The sequence below is a fragment of the Azospirillum sp. genome (assembly GCF_050789165.1).
This window is the reverse complement of sequence record NZ_JBOZRT010000085.1, coordinates 1-17,027: the sequence shown is the minus strand read 5'-3', so window position 1 is coordinate 17,027 and position 17,027 is coordinate 1. Positions and strand designations below refer to the sequence as shown.

Sequence of the window (17,027 nt, the reverse complement as noted above, 5' to 3'; positions counted from 1 at the left end):
ACGGGGTGTGGATTGGCGTTCCCTCCGGCCTGTTGCACCGGACGGACCTGGGCATGGTTGATGAGGCCGGCCAGTCCGACGCCGCCCCACCCCGCTTGCCGTCATGGCTGCCGCCGCGTACCGTGATCTGACTCGTCGCTCCTCGATCAATCTGGGCCCCTCGATCAATCTGGAAAGACGTCCGGCACATTCGCGAACTGCCAGGAGCCACATGGCCGCCATTCCATCCGCGTTTGACCAGCCGGTTTACGTTACCAGACCGATGCTGCCGCCGCTTGCATCCTATGTGGAACGCCTGAGCCAGATCTGGTCGTCCGGGTGGCTTACGAACGGCGGCCCTCAGCACATCGCCCTCGAAAAGGCGTTGGGGGCGTATTTTTCAAACCCGAATATCTCTCTTTTTAGCAACGGGACGACAGCGTTGGTGACCGCCTGTCAGGCCTTGCGCCTGAGCGGGGAGGTTATCACCACGCCATTCACCTTTCCTGCGACACCCCACGTGCTCTCGTGGAACAAAATCACGCCGGTCTTTGCCGATATCGATGCGGCAACGATGAATCTGGATCCGGCGAATATTGAACCGTTGATCACTGACAACACCACCGCCATCCTGGCGGTCCACGTCTTTGGCACTCCCTGCGATGTCGAAGGGCTGCAGACGATCGCTGACCGCCATGGGCTGCGCGTGATCTATGATGCGGCGCACGCGTTCGGTAGCCGGATCCATGGTCGCTCGGTCACCGACTTCGGTGACGCGACGATGCTCAGCTTTCACGCAACCAAACTGTTCCATACAGCCGAAGGCGGCGCCCTTGTTCTGCGCGACCCGCAGGTCAAAAATCAGGTCGATCTTCTTAAGAATTTCGGCATCAAAGATGAGTTCACCGTTTTGATGCCCGGCATCAACGGAAAGATGAGCGAACTCCAGGCCGCCCTCGGTCTGATCATCTTGGACATGGTCGAGGACGAGCAGGCGAGACGACGGGGGGTTGCGGATATTTACCGTCAACGCCTTGGAACGCGGCCCGGCATCACGCTTCCCGTTGTGCAGGAGGGGGTTGATGTCAGCCAGCAATATTTTGCGATTCGTGTCGATGACATCGAATGCGGCGTCAGTCGTGATCACATCTATGACGAAATGAAAAAATTCAACGTCATGTCGAGGAAATATTTCTACCCACTGTGCAGTGATTATATTTATTATCGAACGCTGCCAAGCGCCAGCCATGCTTGTCTTCCTGTTGCGCACAAGGTGGCCAGCGAAGTCCTCTGCCTGCCGTTCTTCGGAGCGCTCACGCTGAACGACGCACACCGCATCTGCGACATCATTGATTTCATCGTGTCAAAATAGCTCGCGCAGGCGGCCACCTTCTCCATTGCGGAATTGACCTGCCCACAGGCGGGACGCATTCGGGCCGTCAGAGCACATCCGAGAAAGGCGAATTGCCTGCTTCGCATCTGGAACCCGGAGGCGGGCGACGTGGGCGAAGGCGCGTCGAGCGAAGCAGGCACGGCAGGAACGGCTGTTCGCAGCCTTCGCAAATTCGTTCGCGTTCCGGCGAATCTCCTTGCAGATTGGCACGATTCCGCAACGCGCCCCCTTGTGGCGGTGCGAAGCTTGCGAATAAATGCGACGGCGCCGTCACCAAGGGAGTCCCGCCATGCCCCGTGTCCTCCGTTACGATCGCTTCGGCGAGCCGGCGGAGGTGCTGTGTCTGACCGAGGCGCCGCCTCCGGAACCCGGCCCCGGCGAGCTGCTGGTGCGCGTGCACGCGCGCTCCATCAACCCCTCGGACCTGTTGACCATCCGCGGCACCTACGCGAAGCACACGCCGCTGCCTTCCGTTCCCGGCTGGGAAGGGGTGGGCACCGTGCTCGCCGCCGGGCCCGGCGCGCCGCCGGACCTGATCGGCAGGCGCGTGCTGCCGCTGCGCGGCGCCGGGACGTGGCAGGAGCTGGTGACCGCCCCGGCCCAATGGGCGGTGCCGGTGCCGGACGCGGTGGAGGACGGAGCGGCGGCGCAGCTCTACATCAACCCCGTCGCCGTCTGGCTGATGCTGACGGAGGAGCTGCGGCTGCCGCCGGACAGCGTGCTGCTGGTCAACGCAGCCGGCTCGGCCTGCGGGCGCCTCGCCGCCGGGCTGTGCCGGGAACTGGGGCTGCGCATGGTCGCCCTGGTGCGCAGCGGCGCCTACACCGACGAGCTGCTGGCCCTCGGCGCCGCCGCGGTGGTCGACACGGCGCGCGAGCCGCTCGGTCCGGTGCTGGCCGGCCTCGGCGCGGCGGAGGGCGCGGCGGCCGGGCTGGACGCGGTCGGCGGGGCGGAGGGGGCGGCGCTGCTCGACCATCTGGCGCCGGGCGGGGTGCTGCTGTCCTACGGCCTGCTTTCGGGCGCGCTGCTGCGGCCCGACCCGGCGGACCTCGCGCGGCGGGGCCTGCGCGCCGCCGACTACTGGCTGCGCCGCTGGGTCGACCGGTGTTCCGCCGCCGAGTGGCGGGCGGCGTTCGACGCGGTGATCGCGCGGGTGGCCGACGGCCGGCTTGCGTTGCCGGTCGCGGCGACCTACGACCTTGCCGACGCGGCATCCGCCGTGCGCGCCGCCGAGGCTTCGGGGCGCCGCGGCAAGGTGCTGCTGGTCGGTTAGGAGGACGGGAAGTGATCGAGCTGCGCAACGTGCGGCACCGGTACGGCGAGCGGGAGGTGCTGCGCGGCATCGACCTGACCCTGGCCGAACGGCGCATCGCCATCGTCGGCAGCAACGGCTCGGGCAAGAGCACGCTGGCCCGGCTGCTCAACGGCCTGATCGTGCCCAACGAGGGCCAGGTGCTGGTGGACGGCCTCGACACCCGCAAGGACGCCAGGGCGGTGCGCCGCCGCGTCGGCTTCGTCTTCCAGGACCCGGACGTGCAGATCGTCTACCCCACGGTGGAGGAGGACGTCGCCTTCGGCCTGAAGAACCTGCGCCTGCCGCGCGACGAGATCGCCCGGCGGGTGGACGCGGCCCTGGAGCGCTTCGGCCTGACCGGGCACCGCAGCTGGCCGGCGCACCTGCTGAGCGGTGGGCAGAAGCAGTTGCTGGCCATCGCCTCGGTGCTGGTGCTGGAGCCGGCGCACGTGGTGTTCGACGAGCCGACCACGCTGCTCGATCTGCGCAACCGCCGCGCCATCGCCCGGGTCATCCGCGACCTGCCGGAGACCGCCATCGTCGTCTCGCACGACCTCGACCTCGTCGCCGAGGCCGAGCGGGTCATCGTGCTGGACGAGGGCCGCGTGGTCGCCGACGGCGCGCCCGGGCCGGCGCTCGCCGCCTACGTGGCGAGGATGGATTGATGCTTGGGCTGTACCTGCACCGCGAATCCCCCGTGCACGCGCTGCCGGCCGGCTGGAAGCTGGCGGGGCTGGCGGTGGCGGCGACGGGGGTGTTCTTCGTCGCCGACCTGGCGCTGCTGGGGGGTGCGCTGGTGGCGTGCCTGGGGCTGTTCGCGCTGGCCCGGCTGCCGGCGCGCACGGCGGCCGACCAGCTGCGCCCGCTGCTGCCCATCCTGCTGGTGCTGTTCGCGGCGCAGGCGGTCTTCGCCGACTGGCAGACCGCGGCGGTGGTGACGGCGCGGGTGTGCCTGCTGGTGCTGCTGTCGGCCCTGGTGACGCTGACCACCCGCGCGTCGGACATGATCGAGACGCTGGAGCGGGTGCTGGGCGTGCTGCGGCCCCTGGGGGTGAACGCCGGGAAGCTCAGCCTGATGCTGGCGCTGACCATCCGGCTGATCCCCGTGCTGTTCGACCTGGTGCAGGAGATCCGCATGGCGCAGCGCGCCCGCGGCGTGGAGCGCAGCGCGCTGGCGCTGCTGGTCCCGCTCCTGGTGAAGACCCTGCGCATGGCCGACACGCTGGGCGATGCGCTGGAAGCGCGGGGGTATGATCCGCGATGAGGGCGGGGAAGCGCCAGCATCGGGCCCCCATCCCAGCCTTCCCCCACTTCGCGGGGGAAGGAGTCGGTTCCCTCCCCCGCGAAGTGGGGGAGGGTTAGGGTGGGGGACGGACGAAGAGACGTCACCGGCCACCGCCCGCATCGCTGCATTTTGGAGAACCACACGTGACCACCCTGTCCACCCGAGACCTCGTCCACTGCGCCCTGTTCGCCGCCATCGTCGCGGCGCTCGGCCTCCTGCCGCCGATCCCGCTGGCCTTCATCCCGGTGCCGGTCACCGCGCAGTCGTTGGGCGTCATGCTGGCCGGCGCGCTGCTGGGCGCGAAGCGCGGCGGGCTGGCGCTGGTGCTGTTCGTGCTGCTGGTGGCGGCGGGGCTGCCGCTGCTGGCCGGCGGGCGCGGCGGCATCGGCATCTTCCTCGGGCCGACCGGCGGTTTCGTTCTGGGCTTCCCGCTGGGCGCCTTCGTCATCGGCCTGCTGGCCGAACGGCTGCCGCGCAGCGGCAACGTGCTGACGCTGTTCGTCGCCTGCGCGCTGGGCGGCATCGGCGCGGTGTACGCGCTGGGCGTGCCGTGGCTGGTGCTGGTCGGCGGCCTGCCGTTCGAGAAGGCGCTGTACGGCTCGCTCGCCTTCGTCCCCGGCGATCTGGTCAAGGCCGGCATCGCGGCGTTCGCCGCCGCCGCGGTGCGGCGCGGCTATCCCACGCTGGCCGCGCACTGATGTCCTTCGCCGCCCCCTTCGCCGCCATCGCCGAACGGCATCCGGACAAGACGGCGCTGTGGATCGGCGGCGAGGCCGTCAGCTTCGGCGCGCTGCTCGACCGGGCGCGCCGGGCCGCTGCGGGGGTGGAGGAGGGGGCGCGGGTCGGCCTGCTGCTCGGCAACGGCGTCGAGTTCCTGGCGCTGTTCCTCGGCACCGTGCTGGCCGGCGGCGTGGCGGTGATCCTCGACCCGAAATGGAGCCCGCCGCAGCGCGCCGCGGTGCTGGACTCCCTGCCGCTCGACCGGCTGTTCGACGACGCGGACGCCGCGGGCGCCTGGATCGCGGCGCAGGGGCCGGCGGCGGCTCTGCGCCCGGTGCCGCCGGACCGGCCGTTCCTGATCGGCTTCACGTCGGGCACCACCAGCCGGCCGAAGGCGTTCACCCGCGACCAGGGCTCCTGGGCGGCGACGCTGGAGGCCGGCTGGGCCGAGTTCGGCGTCTCGGCGCAAGACCGTATCCTGGTGCCGGGGCCGCTGGTGCACGGCCTGGGCCTGTACGGCGCGGTGGAGGGGTTGGCGGCGGGCGCCTCGGTGCACCTGCTGCGCAGGTTCGACGCGGCGGAGGCGGTGGACGCGCTGGCCCGGCACCGGCTGACCGCGGTGGTGGCGGTGCCGACCATGCTGGTGGCGCTGCTGCGCGCGGCGGATGGCGCGCGGTTGCCCGACGTGCGCCGCATCGTCTCGGCCGGCGCCAAGCTGTCGCCGCAGCTGCGCGCCGAGCTGGCCGGGCTGTTCCCGCAGGCCATCGTCTACGAATACTACGGCGCGTCGGAGCTGAGCTTCGTCAGCGTCGCCGCCTCGACCGAGGCGTGCCCGCCGGAGTCCGTCGGCCGCGCCTTCCGCGGCGTGGAGATCGACCTGCGCCGCGACGACGGCGCCCCGGCCGCCCCCGACGAGCCCGGCACGGTGTGGGTGCGCAGCGCCATGCTCAGCCGCGGCTACGTCGGCCCGGCGGACGGCGCCGGCTTCCGCATGGAAAACGGCTGGGCGACGGTGGGCGACCGCGGCTGGGTGGACGGGCGCGGCTTCCTGCACCTGATCGGGCGGGAGGGCGACATGCTGATCTCCGGCGGCCTCAACGCCTACCCGGCGGAGGTCGAGGCGGCGCTGAAGGCTCATCCGGCGGTCGAGGAGGCGCACGTCTTCGGCCGCCCCGACCCCTACTGGGGCCAGGAGATCTGCGCCGTGCTGCGCGGGCGCGGGGATGCTCCGCCGTCGCTGGCCGATCTGCGCGCGTGGTGCCGCGGCCGGCTCGACGCCCACAAGTGCCCGCGCCATTTTTACGCGGTGCGGGAGCTGCCGCTGACCACCAGCGGCAAGCTGGCGGGCGCCACCCTGCGCGCCTGGATCGAAGCCGGCGACCCGCGGGTGGAGGAGATCCGATGAGGAGGCACTCATGAGTGGGCCGCGCGCCGTCATCGTCGCCGCCCGCCGCACCCCGATCGGCCGCATCGGCGGCACCCTGCGCGACCGGACCGTGGAGGATCTGGCGGCCCCGGTGCTCCGCGCCGTGCTGGCCGACGCCGGCCTGGAGCCGGGCGAGGTGGACGACGTGCTGCTGGGCAACGCCGTCGGCCCCGGCGGCAACGTGGCGCGGCTGTCGGCGCTGGCCGCCGGGCTGCCGGTGGAGGTGCCGGGCGTCACCGTCGACCGCCAGTGCGGCTCCGGCCTCGAAGCCATCAACATGGCCGCCCGCCTGATCGAGGCCGGGGCCGGCGAGGTCTATCTGGCCGGCGGCGTCGAGAGCACCAGCACCGCGCCCTGGCGCGTCGAGAAGCCGGCCACCCCCTGGCGCTCGCCGCGCTTCTACGACCGCGCGCGCTTCGCGCCGGACAGCGTCGGCGACCCGGAGATGGGCGTGGCGGCGGAGAACGTCGCCCGCGCCTGGGGCATCACGCGCGAGCGCCAGGACGCCTTCGCGCTGGCCAGCCACCGCAAGGCGGTGGAGTCCCAGGCCGCCGGCCGCTTCACCCGCGAGATCGTGCCGCTGGCGCTGCCGGACGGCCGCGTCGTCGACCGTGACGAGTGCCCGCGCGCCGACACCGGCGCGGAGAAGCTGGCACGCCTGCCGCCGGTGTTCGTGCCCGGCGGCACGGTGACCGCCGGCAACGCCTGTCCGGTCAACGACGGCGCGGCGGTGGTGGCGGTGGTGTCGGAGCGGCGCTTCGCCGCCATGGCCGGCGCCCGCGGCCTGTTGGTGGCGGACTCCGCCGCCGCCGGCGTCGATCCGAACCTGCTGGGCACCGGCCCGATCCCGGCCGTGCGCCGGCTGCTGGCGCGCAACCCCGGCCTCCGCCTCGACGCCATCGACCTGATCGAGTTCAACGAGGCCTTCGCCGCGCAGGTGCTGGCCTGCCTGGACACGCTGCACATCCCCGAGGACAGGGTCAGCGTCGGCGGCGGCGCGCTGGCGCTCGGCCACCCCTACGGTGCGTCGGGGGCGGTGCTGGTGACCCGGCTGTTCGGTGAGCTGGCGCCCGGGCAGCGCGGTCTCGCGACGCTGGGCATCGGCGGCGGCCTCGGGCTGGCCACGCTGCTGGAGCGGGTGGCCTGATCGACGCGCGCAGAGAATTGCCGCATATCGCCACAGCATTTACGACAATTGGCGTTGCGTCCCGTCGGTTGCATCCATAGCCTTCAACTCGCGCGATCCAAAAACGACGTCAACGGCGCCACCGGTACTGCTCTGCGGGCCGGAACGGGGGCGTCTGTTCCCGACGCGCCCAATAATCAAGGCGAGGAGATCACGGCATGACTATGGTTATAGAACTCGACGAGGGGCTCCGCCGTCCGCTGCGCGCCAGCGCGCCGCCGGCCACCCAGGCCGATCAGCTGGGCCTGCTGGCCGACCTGCCGGGCACCTGGGTCGGCGGCGGCTTCAACGTGGTGGCGCTGCCCACCGGCCACGGCGGCTTCCGTCTCAAGCTGAACGCCACCATCGAGACGCTGAGCTTCACCCCCGTCGGCGGCGCCATTCCGAACCGCGGTTCGGTGCAGGGCGACATCAGCCTGTTCGGCCTGCATTACCTGCAGCAGGTCAGCGACTCCACCACCTTCGAGGGCCTGCACGTCGAGCCCGGCCTGTGGCTGAACGTGCCGGCGACCACCGATCCCGAGGCGCCGGCCACCATCGTGCGCCAGTCGACCATCCCGCACGGCGACTCCCTGCTGGCGCAGAGCACCTTCCTGACGGACATCGCCGGCGGTCCGACCATCGACGAGGTCAGCACCATCCCCACCGGTGACGACCCGAAGCTGAAGCGCACCGGCTATACCGACCCGTACCTCAACCCGGCACTGCCCGCGGGCATCCCGCGCGGCGCGCAGATCAACCCCAACATCCTGCTGACCAACGCCCTGGAGGCCCAGGCCGAGAAGGGGATGAAGGTGGTGCGCACCCAGGTGATCCAGGTGTCGACGCAGCCGGTCGGCGGCATCGTCAACATCCCCTTCGTCACCGCCAACGCCAACGCGACGAAGCTCGACGCCATCTTCTGGATCGAGACGGTCGAGCAGGCCGACGGCACGCAGTTCCAGCAGCTGCAGTACACGCAGACCGTCATCCTGAACTTCGACAACATCGACTGGCCGCACATCTCGGTGGCGACGCTGGTCAAGCAGTGACGCAGAAGCCCCTCTCCCCTTGCGGGAGAGGGGTTCCCTTCAGAACGTTTCCAAGGGGCCAGTCACTATTTTATTCGTCATCCCCGCCGTCGCGGGGATGACGAAAATGAGCGGGTTCGGGCCGAGCGCTCACGCCCGCCCCGCCGGCCTCAACTCCGTGCGGGCGCGGCGGTTGCGCCAGAAGGGGGCGTCGGGCCAGCGCTCTTCCGTTGCGTAGAAGCGGTTGCGGTTGAGCAGGTAGTCGGCGAACCGCCCATTCACCGCATGCGGATAATGCGTGCCGAGATCCTCCCCACCGCCCAGCCGCGCGACGATGGCGCCGGCGGCGTCCACCGCGTCGGTCAGCGCCTTCTGGATGCCCTGCGAGGACAGCGGGTCGTAGCCCGACGCCGCGTCGCCGACCGCCAGCCAGTCGCTCCCCGCCACCCGCTCGCGCAGGTAGGAGACCGCCACCCAGGTCGCCACGCCGCCGTCCTCCAGGCCCGCGCCGTCGAGCGCCGGCAGCAGGTGGCGGGTGCGGCGCAGCCGGTCCAGGAACGCGTCGGGCCGGGTCAGGCCGGCGGCGCGCACCTCCTCGGCGTCGGCGCCGAGCGCCACCACGCAGCGCGTGTCCGGCAGGCGGGCGGCGTACCACCAGCCGTGCTCGGCCGCCTCCAGCATGGTCTGCCGGGTCAGCGGGCCGCCCTCGGGCAAGGCGAAGAAGCCGGCGACGAACACCAAGCGGTCGAGCGGCCGTGGCCGCGCCCCCTGGAGGCGCGCGAAGCGCCCCCGCGGCCCGGTGGCGTCGACCACGATGCCGGCCTCCACCGTCGCCGCGCTGCCGTCGGCGCCGGACAGGTGCAGGCGGTGCCCGCCCCCCTCCAGCGGCTCCGACCCGGCGAAGCGGACGCCGGTGGCCACGGCGACCCCGCGCTCCGCCGCCTGACGCGCCAGGAACGCGTCGAAGCGGCGGCGGTCGAGGTGCCAGCCGTGGCCGTGCGGGTTGAACAGGAAGTCGTTGAAGCCCAGCACGTCGCTGCCCCAGGCCGAACGGCTGCCGAAGCAGGGCTCGTGCCCTTCGGCGAGGAACGCGTCCCACAGGCCGAGGTCCCCGCCGAGGACCGCGCGGATGTCGGGCGGCACGCTCTCGCCGATGCGCACCGCGCCGTAGGCGCCGGCCTCGACGACCAGCACCCGCTCCACCCCCCGGCGTTGGAGGGCCAGCGCGGTTCCGCACCCCGCCGGCCCTCCGCCCAGGATCACCACGTCCCAGCGGGACATCAGGCGGTCGGCTCCAGTTCGTTCATCGGCCAGACCTCGACCGCCGGGTCGGGCAGGCCGTCCAGCCGGCTCTCCGCCTCCAGGAAGGCGTCGGGCGGCATGGTCCTGCCGGGCACCGTGTCGATGGCCGAGCCCTGGAGCACCACGCCGATGTTCGACCAGTTCGGGATGATCTGGCCGCGGTCCTGGTAGCGGCCCTGGTTCGCCGGATCCGGATCGCCGGTGCCGGTGCCGCGCACCGAGTAGCGGTACGGACCCAGCGCGCCGTCCGGCTGCACCTCGGCGGCGACGCGGACGTGGACCGGGCGCTGCGCCGGCCACGACCAGTACAGCGTCGTGATGTTGCGGATCGACGGCGAGGTCGGGTGGGTGGCGCAGGAGTTGTAGTCGGTGTGCCAGGGCACCGACATGAACTTGGTCATGTCGCCCGGCTCCACCGTGTCGTGCCCGCTGTTCAGCGGCACGTAGCCGCCGGTCAGGAACGGCTGGTCCGGCACGGCGCGGGAATAGTTCAGCGGCCGCGCGGCGATGCGGAACGGCCCGACCTCCCACCAGTCCGCCTGATAGACGTCGGGCTGGCGCACCGTGAAGGTCAGGTCGATGCCGGGGCTGAAGCGCCCGCCCAGGCAGGCCGACAGCGCCGCGCGGTCCAGCCGCTCGCCGGAACCCAGCGGGCGCGACGGCTCCGCCTCGAAGCGGCCCGTGTCCCACTGCTCCAGGAAGAAGTACTGGGTGTAGGTGGGCGACAGGAACGCCTTGCCGGAATCGCCGAGGCCCAGCGGCATCAGCGGCGCGCCGAGGTTGGACTGGGTCGGCAGGTTCGGATCGCGCACGAAGGCGAGGCCGGCCATGATCGTCCGCGCCGGGTCGTCCTTGGCCGAGATCTCGCCGACCACCTTGTGCGCCTGACGCGCCATGCCCGGCAGGTTGGTCGTCCACTCCTGCAGCGAGGCGGCCTTGAAGACCGGCTCGACATGGTCGGGGAAGGACGGCGCGTAGTCGCGCCTGTAGCCGTCCTTGCGGGTGTACAGCTCCGGCTGCAGGTCGAAGGAGCGCACGAAGGTGTCGTACAGCTCGTCCCACAGCGAGACGGTGTTGAGGATCTGCGGCGCGTAGGCCGGGTCGGCGGTCACCACCCAGGCCTGCCCGGCGTCCGCGTGCTCGAGCACGCCGTCCGCGCCCCGCAGCACCAGGGTGGCGGTCACCGGGCCGTCGCTGGTGTCGTCGAACCAGCCGTCGTTGTCCACGTCGGAGCCGAGCACCTGATAGCCGTTGACCGAGCAGGCGCGGCCGTAGCCGCCCAGCACGATCAGCCGGCCCTGCTCGTCGGTCTCGATGTGGCCCAGCGTGTCGATCGGGCCGCGCGGGGCGTAGACCGTGTTGGGATCGCCGGCCGGGAACAGCTTGGGATAGCCGGGCAGCGGGGTGAGGCCGGCGCGCGCCTCGGTGGCGGCGTCGAAGGCCGCCTTGCGCCGGTCCTTGCCGACGGCGCGCGGGCCGGGGTCGGTGGTCCAGGCCCTGACGCGCTCGGGATCGTTGATGTTGGGCACCTGGACGGTCAGCGAGGTCTGGTTCACCTCGCTCGGGACGTTGCGCAGCGGCGGCGTGCGGCCGTCGGCGTAGCGCTCGATGATCGAGCCGTCGTAGCCCGGCACGTCGAGCACGTAGGCGTTGCCCTTCTTGTTGGCGACGTGGACGGTCCAGAGGATGTCGACCACCGTCTTGTCGCCGATGCGGTCGCCGAGCTTCACCTCGCTGCCGCCGCCGGCCGGGTAGGCGGCGGCCCCCTCGGCCGGGTAGGCGAAGATCCGGAAGCGGGCGGCCTGCCGCTTCAGCCGGCCGTCGGCGTCGCGCAGGTCGCTGGCGGTGATCGGTTCGTCCTCGGTGCCGGGCTTGACGGGCAGGCCGCCGGTCAGGCCGGGCCGGCCGGGCACCGGCATGCCGGCCATGGTCTCCGGCGCCAGATAGTACTCCTCGCTGTCGCCGACGCGGGCGAACCCGATGGCGGGGTGGATGCGGAAAACGCTCGACGTCATTGTCGTCTCCGTGAACTCATGCGTGTGGAAGCGGGGTGCGGGACGTGGCGGTCAGGCCGACACCACCGCCTTGCGCGGCGCCGTGCGGACCGGCGGCAACCCCCTGGAGAGGCGGTCCTGCGCCGGGTACTGCCGCCGGCCGGCCGCGGCGGCGAGGCCGACCCCGGCGCCGATCGGCAGGCCGAACTTCGGCACCGCGCCGTTCTTCCAGCAGTTCAGGATGTTGCCGCCCAGCGCGAACATCTGCGTCATGAACGCCTTCGGGTCGCCGCCGGAGAACATGGCGTCGAGGCCGTCGAGGAACGCGTCGAAGTTCGCCTCCAGGATCAGCTGCGCCTTGTGGCCGGCGCTGCCGGCGGTCGGGTTCGTGACCGCCTCGTAGGTCGCCGGAAAGGTGTCGGCGTTCCACAGCGTCATGAACTTCTGGAAGTGCGACCAGTTCGGGTCGGTGTCGTCCGCGGTGTTCTGGTATTCCTTCGGCACGCTGTGCTGCGTCCACGAGACGCCCTGGTCGCTGCGCCCCTCGCCCTGGTCGCAGATCGCCTGGACGATGTTGGCCACCTGCGGGAAGCCGGCGGCGCCCGCACTGGTGATCGTCATGCCCTCGAAGTGGCTGTAGAAGCGGGCGAAGTGGTTGACCTGGTTGACCGGCCGGATGTGCTCCTTCAGCTGCGCGGCGCCGACGGCGACGGCGCTGTAGAACTCGCCGATCGAGCCGTAGGTGGCGACGTCCGGGTTGCCGCGCGGCGTCTCGGTGCCGATCCACATCGGGTATTCGATCAGGCAGAAGGCGTTCAGCCGCTCCTGGTCATACGGGCCGATCTCCGCCGAATAGGGCGAGAACGTCGCGCGCGGGTCGGGATGGTCGAGGTCGAAGTCGAGGTGCGGGATGTGCTGCCCGTAGTAGACCGGCTGCGCGAAGCGCGGCGACAGCCCATAAGCGTTCGCCAGATTCGCCGCCAGCTGCACGTGCAGCATCTCCTGGTTCACCACCGACAGGATGGCCTGGTAGGCCGCGGTGCCCGCGTCCTTGATCGAGTACATGGCCGACATGTAGAAAGGAATCGTCCAGAACTCGAGGTCCACCGCCGCTTGCAGATGGTCCCGCAACTGTTCGATCGTCCAGGTCGGCTCGCTGGTCTGTTCCGCCGCGCCGGCATTGCTCATGAAGAAATCTCCCTTGCGATGCGCTGATTTGTTGTCCGTCGGGGCTGCAAATGCCCACGCTTTTCCCGTCTCCCAAGTCACATGACCGGGGAGTGAATGCTCGCGTATGTAAAACCACACGATCGTATAGTGAGGCTGCTAACTGTTGGTGCCTCATGTCATGCTCTTATTCCGATGCTATTGACGCAATATTCGCGTTTCCAGAGTTATTTTCGATCAAAATGCAACCTGATGACTGGCTGAACGGCGTAGGCCGGGGGAAGCCCGGCTTTCGCCGCATGACAATCATTTCATCCGGCCGCAAGGCGGCTGTCAGGGCGGGGCTGGTAATCCTCATCGTCGGAAAGCGGGCTCCGCCCGCGACGCTTCGAAGGAGACTTGCCATGACCACGGCCCCCCAAACCGACCGCGGCGCGCCGAAGCGCCGGCTGCGCCATGCGGTCGCCGCCGTCCTGCTGGGCACGACCATGCTGGCGGGGACGGCGGTGGTTTCCATCCCGCCGCACGCCGTCGCGGCCCCCATCGCGACGCAGGGCCAGAGCCTGAGCCCGCTGCAGAGTCTGGCGCCGCTCGCCGAGCGGGTGTCGCCGGCGGTCGTCACCATTTCCGCCTCCCACCCGGCCAAGAGCGAGGGCGCGGCGATGCGCCGCCTGCCGTTCCCGCCGGGCTCGCCGTTCGATGACTTCTTCCGCCAGTTCGGCCAACCGGGCGACCAGCCCAATCAGGACCAGCCGGACGAGGACGGGCCGCCGGCGGGCGGCGCGACCTCGCTGGGCTCGGGCTTCATCATCGACGGCGCCGGCTATGTGGTGACCAACAATCACGTCATCGACGGCGGCAAGGACATCACGGTCACGCTGAACGACGGCACCGAACTGCCGGCCACCCTGGTCGGGCGCGACGCCAAGACCGATCTGGCGCTGCTCAAGGTCAAGGCGGACAAGGACCTGCCGCATCTGGAGTTCGGCGACAGCGACGGCACCCGCGTCGGCGACTGGGTGGTGGCGATCGGCAACCCGTTCGGCCTGGGCGGCACGGTGACCGCCGGCGTCGTCTCGGCGCGCGGCCGCAACATCAACGCCGGCCCCTACGACGACTTCATCCAGACCGACGCGGCGATCAACCGCGGCAACTCCGGCGGGCCGATGTTCAACATGAACGGCGAGGTGATCGGCATCAACACGGCGATCTATTCGCCCTCCGGCGGTTCGGTCGGCATCGGCTTCGCCATCCCGTCCAACCTTGCGAAGCACGTGGTCGCCGACCTGAAGGCGCACGGGTCGGTGGAGCGCGGCTGGCTCGGCGTGCGCATCCAGCCGGTGACGCCGGACCTCGCCGAGAGCCTCGGCCTCGACAAGGCGCGCGGCGCCCTGGTCGCCGAGGTGACGCCGGACAGCCCGGCGGCCAAGGCCGGCCTCCGCCTGGGCGACGTGGTGACCGGCTTCGACGGCAAGCCGGTCGACAGCGCCCGCGACCTCTCCCGCCGCGTCGCCGACACCACGGCCGGCAGCGAGGCGAAGATCGACGTGCTGCGCAAGGGCAAGCCGGCGACGCTCACCACCCGCATCGAGAAGCAGGCCGACGAGCAGCGCGTGGCCGCCGCCGACTCCGGCCCGGACCAGGCGGCGCACCCGGCGCTGCAGGGGCTGAAGCTCGCCGCCCTGACCCCGGAGTTGCGCGCGCAGCTCGGCCTGGAGCGCGGGACGAAGGGCGTGGTGGTGCTCGGCGTGTCGAAGGCCGGCGCGCAGCCGGTGAAGCCCGGCGACCTGATCGAGGCGGTCGGCGACGAGCCGGTCGCCACCCCCGCCGAGCTGGCCCACAAGGTTGCCGAGGCCGGCAAGGAGGGCCGGAAGGCGGTGCTGCTGCTGGTCAACCGCCAGGGCGCCGAGAGCTTCGTGGCCCTGAAGCTGGTTCACGCGTGAACCGTCTTCCAGCCCCTCTCCCGTCAAGGGAGAGGGGCTTCGTCCCGCTTTCCTTCCTGCCGTCCCGGAGCGTAGCATGACCCCCATGAAGGTTCTGGTCATCGAGGACGACCGCACGGCCGCCGCCTACCTCGCCAAGGGGTTGAAGGAGGCCGGGCATGTGGTGGACGTCGCCAACGACGGGCGCGAGGGGCTGTTCCTCGCCGGCTCGGAGCATTACGACGTGATGGTGGTCGACCGCATGCTGCCCGGCCGCGACGGGCTGTCGCTGGTCGAGGTGCTGCGCGCCGCCGGTAACGACACGCCGGTGCTGTTCCTCTCGGCGCTCGGCAGCGTCGAGGACCGGGTGAAGGGCCTGCGCTCGGGCGGCGACGACTACCTGACCAAGCCCTTCGCCTTCTCCGAGCTGCTGGCCCGCATCGAGGTGCTGGCCCGCCGCCGCAGCGCCACGCAGCCGCAGACGAAGCTGGCCGTTGGCGACCTGGAGATGGATCTGCTGGCCCGCACCGTGCGGCGCGCCGGGCGGGAGATCGACCTGCTGCCGCGCGAGTTCACGCTGCTGGAATACCTGATGCGCAACGCCGGCAGCGTGGTGACCCGCACCATGATGCTGGAGAACGTCTGGGACTATCACTTCGACCCGCAGACCAACGTGATCGACGTGCACATCGCCCGGCTGCGGCAGAAGATCGACAAGGACTTCCCGACGCCGCTGATCCACACGGTGCGCGGCGCCGGCTACAGCCTGCGCGCGGCGGCCTGAGCGTGTCCGTGCCGCGGCTGCTGCGCACCACCACCTTCCGCGTGGCGCTCTTGTACCTGTGCCTGTTCCTCGGCTCGGTCGGGGTGGTGCTGGGGGTGGTCTACCGCTCCACCGCCGGCTTCGTCGAGCGCGAGCTGGACGAGGCCATCGCCGAGGACGTCGGCGTGTTGCGCGACCGCTTCGAGCGCTATGGCCTGTCGGGCCTGGTGGAGGAGATCCGCCGCCGCAGCGCCGACCCGCACACCAACTCCTTCTACCTGGTGGCCACGCCGGCCGGCGCGCCGCTCGCCGGCAACCTGTCGGGCTGGCCGTCCGCCACGCCGGACGACCAGGGCTGGCTGCACTTCAAGGTGTCGGAGACCGGCGGCCCGGCCGGCAACCCGGCGACGGCGCAGGCGGTGGTGTTCGCGCTGCCCGGCAACCTGCGCCTGCTGGTCGGCCGCGACATGACCGAGCTGGACCTCGTCGCCAAGCAGATCATCGGCTCGCTGGGCTGGATCGCCGCGGTGGCGGCGGCGCTCGGCGTCTCGGGCGGCTTGCTGCTCAGCCGCAGCGTGCTGACGCGCATCGAGGCGATTAACCGCACCACCCGCCGCATCATGGACGGCGACCTGTCGGAGCGGGTGGCGCGCAGCTGCAACGGCGACGAGATCGACCGCCTCGCCGGCAACCTGAACGCCATGCTGGACCGCATCGAGGCGCTGATGGCCGGCATGCGGCAGGTCACCGAGAACATCGCGCACGACCTGCGCACGCCCCTGAGCCGTCTGCGCTCGCGCATCGAGCTGGTGCTGCTGCACCCCGACGAGGACGCCGAGGACTACCGCGCCGCCCTGCAGGACGCGCTGGCGGAGGCCGACCGGCTGCTCGCCACCTTCAAGGCGCTGCTGTCCATTGCGCAGGTGGAGGCGCACGCCCAGCGCGACGACTTCCGCCCCGTCGACCTCGCCGGGCTGGCGGAGGCCGCCGCCGAGCTGTACGAACCGCTGGCCGAGGAGAAGGGGCTGGCCTTCACCGTGGAGATCCGGGCGCGCCCGTCGGTGCCGGGCAACGCGCAGCTGCTGGCGCAGGCGGTGGCCAACCTGCTGGACAACGCCGTGAAGTACACGCCCGAGGGCGGGCGGGTGGTGCTGAGCGTCGGCGCGGAGGGGCCGGAGGCCCGCGTCACCGTCGCCGACAGCGGCCCCGGCATTCCGGCGGACATGCACGAGGCGGTGCGCCAGCGCTTCGTCCGCCTCGACGCCGCCCGCGCCACGCCCGGCAACGGCCTGGGCCTCAGCCTGGTCGAGGCGGTCGCCCGCCTGCACCGCGCCCAGCTGCGGCTGGAGGACAACGCGCCCGGCCTGCGGGCGAGTCTGGTGCTGCCGGTAGGGGCGTAGGAAAGTCCTTGCGCTGAGCTCCCCTCCTAACCTCCCCCGTCTTCGACGGGGGGAGGAACTCCGCGGCTCTGCCCCCTCCCCCGCGAAGTGGGGGAGCAACCATGTTGTTGAGGTTACCCGGTGGCGTGCTCCCAGGGCTTGCCGTCGCGGACCATGGCATTGAGGATGACGATGATCTTGCGCATG

The 17,027-nt window shown here is 71.1% G+C and carries 14 protein-coding genes; 11 read left to right on the top strand and 3 right to left on the bottom strand.

All coding sequences use genetic code 11. From position 1 onward, the window contains the following. Positions 1-211 precede the first annotated feature (211 nt). The 8 genes from ACRWK7_RS18740 to ACRWK7_RS18705 all read left to right on the top strand — a co-directional run bounded on the left by ACRWK7_RS18740 (position 212) and on the right by ACRWK7_RS18705 (position 8,314). Positions 212-1,351 (top strand): DegT/DnrJ/EryC1/StrS family aminotransferase, encoded by a 1,140-nt coding sequence (locus ACRWK7_RS18740; protein WP_431857804.1) that lies wholly within the window; start codon positions 212-214, stop codon positions 1,349-1,351. A 310-nt stretch (positions 1,352-1,661) separates the two neighbouring features. Next, positions 1,662-2,645 (top strand): zinc-dependent alcohol dehydrogenase family protein, encoded by a 984-nt coding sequence (locus ACRWK7_RS18735; RefSeq protein WP_431857803.1) that lies wholly within the window; start codon positions 1,662-1,664, stop codon positions 2,643-2,645. 11 nt (positions 2,646-2,656) lie between these two features. Continuing rightward, positions 2,657-3,331: an energy-coupling factor ABC transporter ATP-binding protein gene (locus tag ACRWK7_RS18730; RefSeq protein WP_431857802.1), complete on the top strand. Its 675-nt coding sequence runs from the start codon at positions 2,657-2,659 to the stop codon at positions 3,329-3,331. Further along, on the top strand, positions 3,331-3,930 hold the full coding sequence (locus ACRWK7_RS18725) for an energy-coupling factor transporter transmembrane component T family protein (RefSeq protein ID WP_431857801.1): 600 nt from the start codon (positions 3,331-3,333) through the stop codon (positions 3,928-3,930). The genes ACRWK7_RS18730 and ACRWK7_RS18725 overlap by 1 nt, the downstream gene beginning before the upstream one ends. Before the next feature lie 164 nt (positions 3,931-4,094). Further along, entirely contained in the window at positions 4,095-4,649 is a 555-nt protein-coding gene (locus tag ACRWK7_RS18720; RefSeq protein WP_431857800.1) for a biotin transporter BioY, read from the top strand. Further along, positions 4,649-6,076: an AMP-binding protein gene (locus ACRWK7_RS18715; protein WP_431857799.1), complete on the top strand. Its 1,428-nt coding sequence runs from the start codon at positions 4,649-4,651 to the stop codon at positions 6,074-6,076. Before ACRWK7_RS18720 ends, ACRWK7_RS18715 begins: the two co-directional genes overlap by 1 nt. 10 nt (positions 6,077-6,086) lie before the next feature. Beyond that, a complete protein-coding gene (locus tag ACRWK7_RS18710; RefSeq protein WP_431857798.1) occupies positions 6,087-7,244 on the top strand; it encodes a thiolase family protein in 1,158 nt (385 codons plus the stop codon). A gap of 197 nt (positions 7,245-7,441) precedes the next feature. After that, a complete protein-coding gene (locus tag ACRWK7_RS18705) occupies positions 7,442-8,314 on the top strand; it encodes a heme-binding protein (protein ID WP_431857797.1) in 873 nt (290 codons plus the stop codon). Between the two features lie 129 nt (positions 8,315-8,443). On the opposite strand, the gene ACRWK7_RS18700 is transcribed toward ACRWK7_RS18705, so the two are convergent. From ACRWK7_RS18700 to ACRWK7_RS18690, 3 genes are read right to left on the bottom strand one after another with little or no spacing between them, the layout of a single operon-like run. Then, positions 8,444-9,574, bottom strand: coding sequence for a tryptophan 7-halogenase (locus ACRWK7_RS18700; protein WP_431857796.1), 1,131 nt, complete (start codon positions 9,572-9,574; stop codon positions 8,444-8,446). Beyond that, a complete protein-coding gene (locus ACRWK7_RS18695) occupies positions 9,574-11,610 on the bottom strand; it encodes a LodA/GoxA family CTQ-dependent oxidase (protein WP_431857795.1) in 2,037 nt (678 codons plus the stop codon). Before ACRWK7_RS18695 ends, ACRWK7_RS18700 begins: the two co-directional genes overlap by 1 nt. A gap of 51 nt (positions 11,611-11,661) precedes the next feature. Next, positions 11,662-12,777 (bottom strand): ferritin-like domain-containing protein, encoded by a 1,116-nt coding sequence (locus ACRWK7_RS18690; RefSeq protein ID WP_431857794.1) that lies wholly within the window; start codon positions 12,775-12,777, stop codon positions 11,662-11,664. A 383-nt stretch (positions 12,778-13,160) separates the two neighbouring features. Here ACRWK7_RS18690 and ACRWK7_RS18685 point away from each other — a divergent pair, with 383 nt between their 5' ends. The 3 genes from ACRWK7_RS18685 to ACRWK7_RS18675 all read left to right on the top strand — a co-directional run bounded on the left by ACRWK7_RS18685 (position 13,161) and on the right by ACRWK7_RS18675 (position 16,841). After that, a complete protein-coding gene (locus tag ACRWK7_RS18685; protein WP_431857793.1) occupies positions 13,161-14,699 on the top strand; it encodes a DegQ family serine endoprotease in 1,539 nt (512 codons plus the stop codon). Between the two features lie 85 nt (positions 14,700-14,784). After that, positions 14,785-15,462 (top strand): winged helix-turn-helix domain-containing protein, encoded by a 678-nt coding sequence (locus ACRWK7_RS18680; protein ID WP_431857846.1) that lies wholly within the window; start codon positions 14,785-14,787, stop codon positions 15,460-15,462. 2 nt (positions 15,463-15,464) lie between these two features. After that, a complete protein-coding gene (locus tag ACRWK7_RS18675; RefSeq protein ID WP_431857792.1) occupies positions 15,465-16,841 on the top strand; it encodes a sensor histidine kinase in 1,377 nt (458 codons plus the stop codon). Positions 16,842-17,027: the final 186 nt, after the last annotated feature.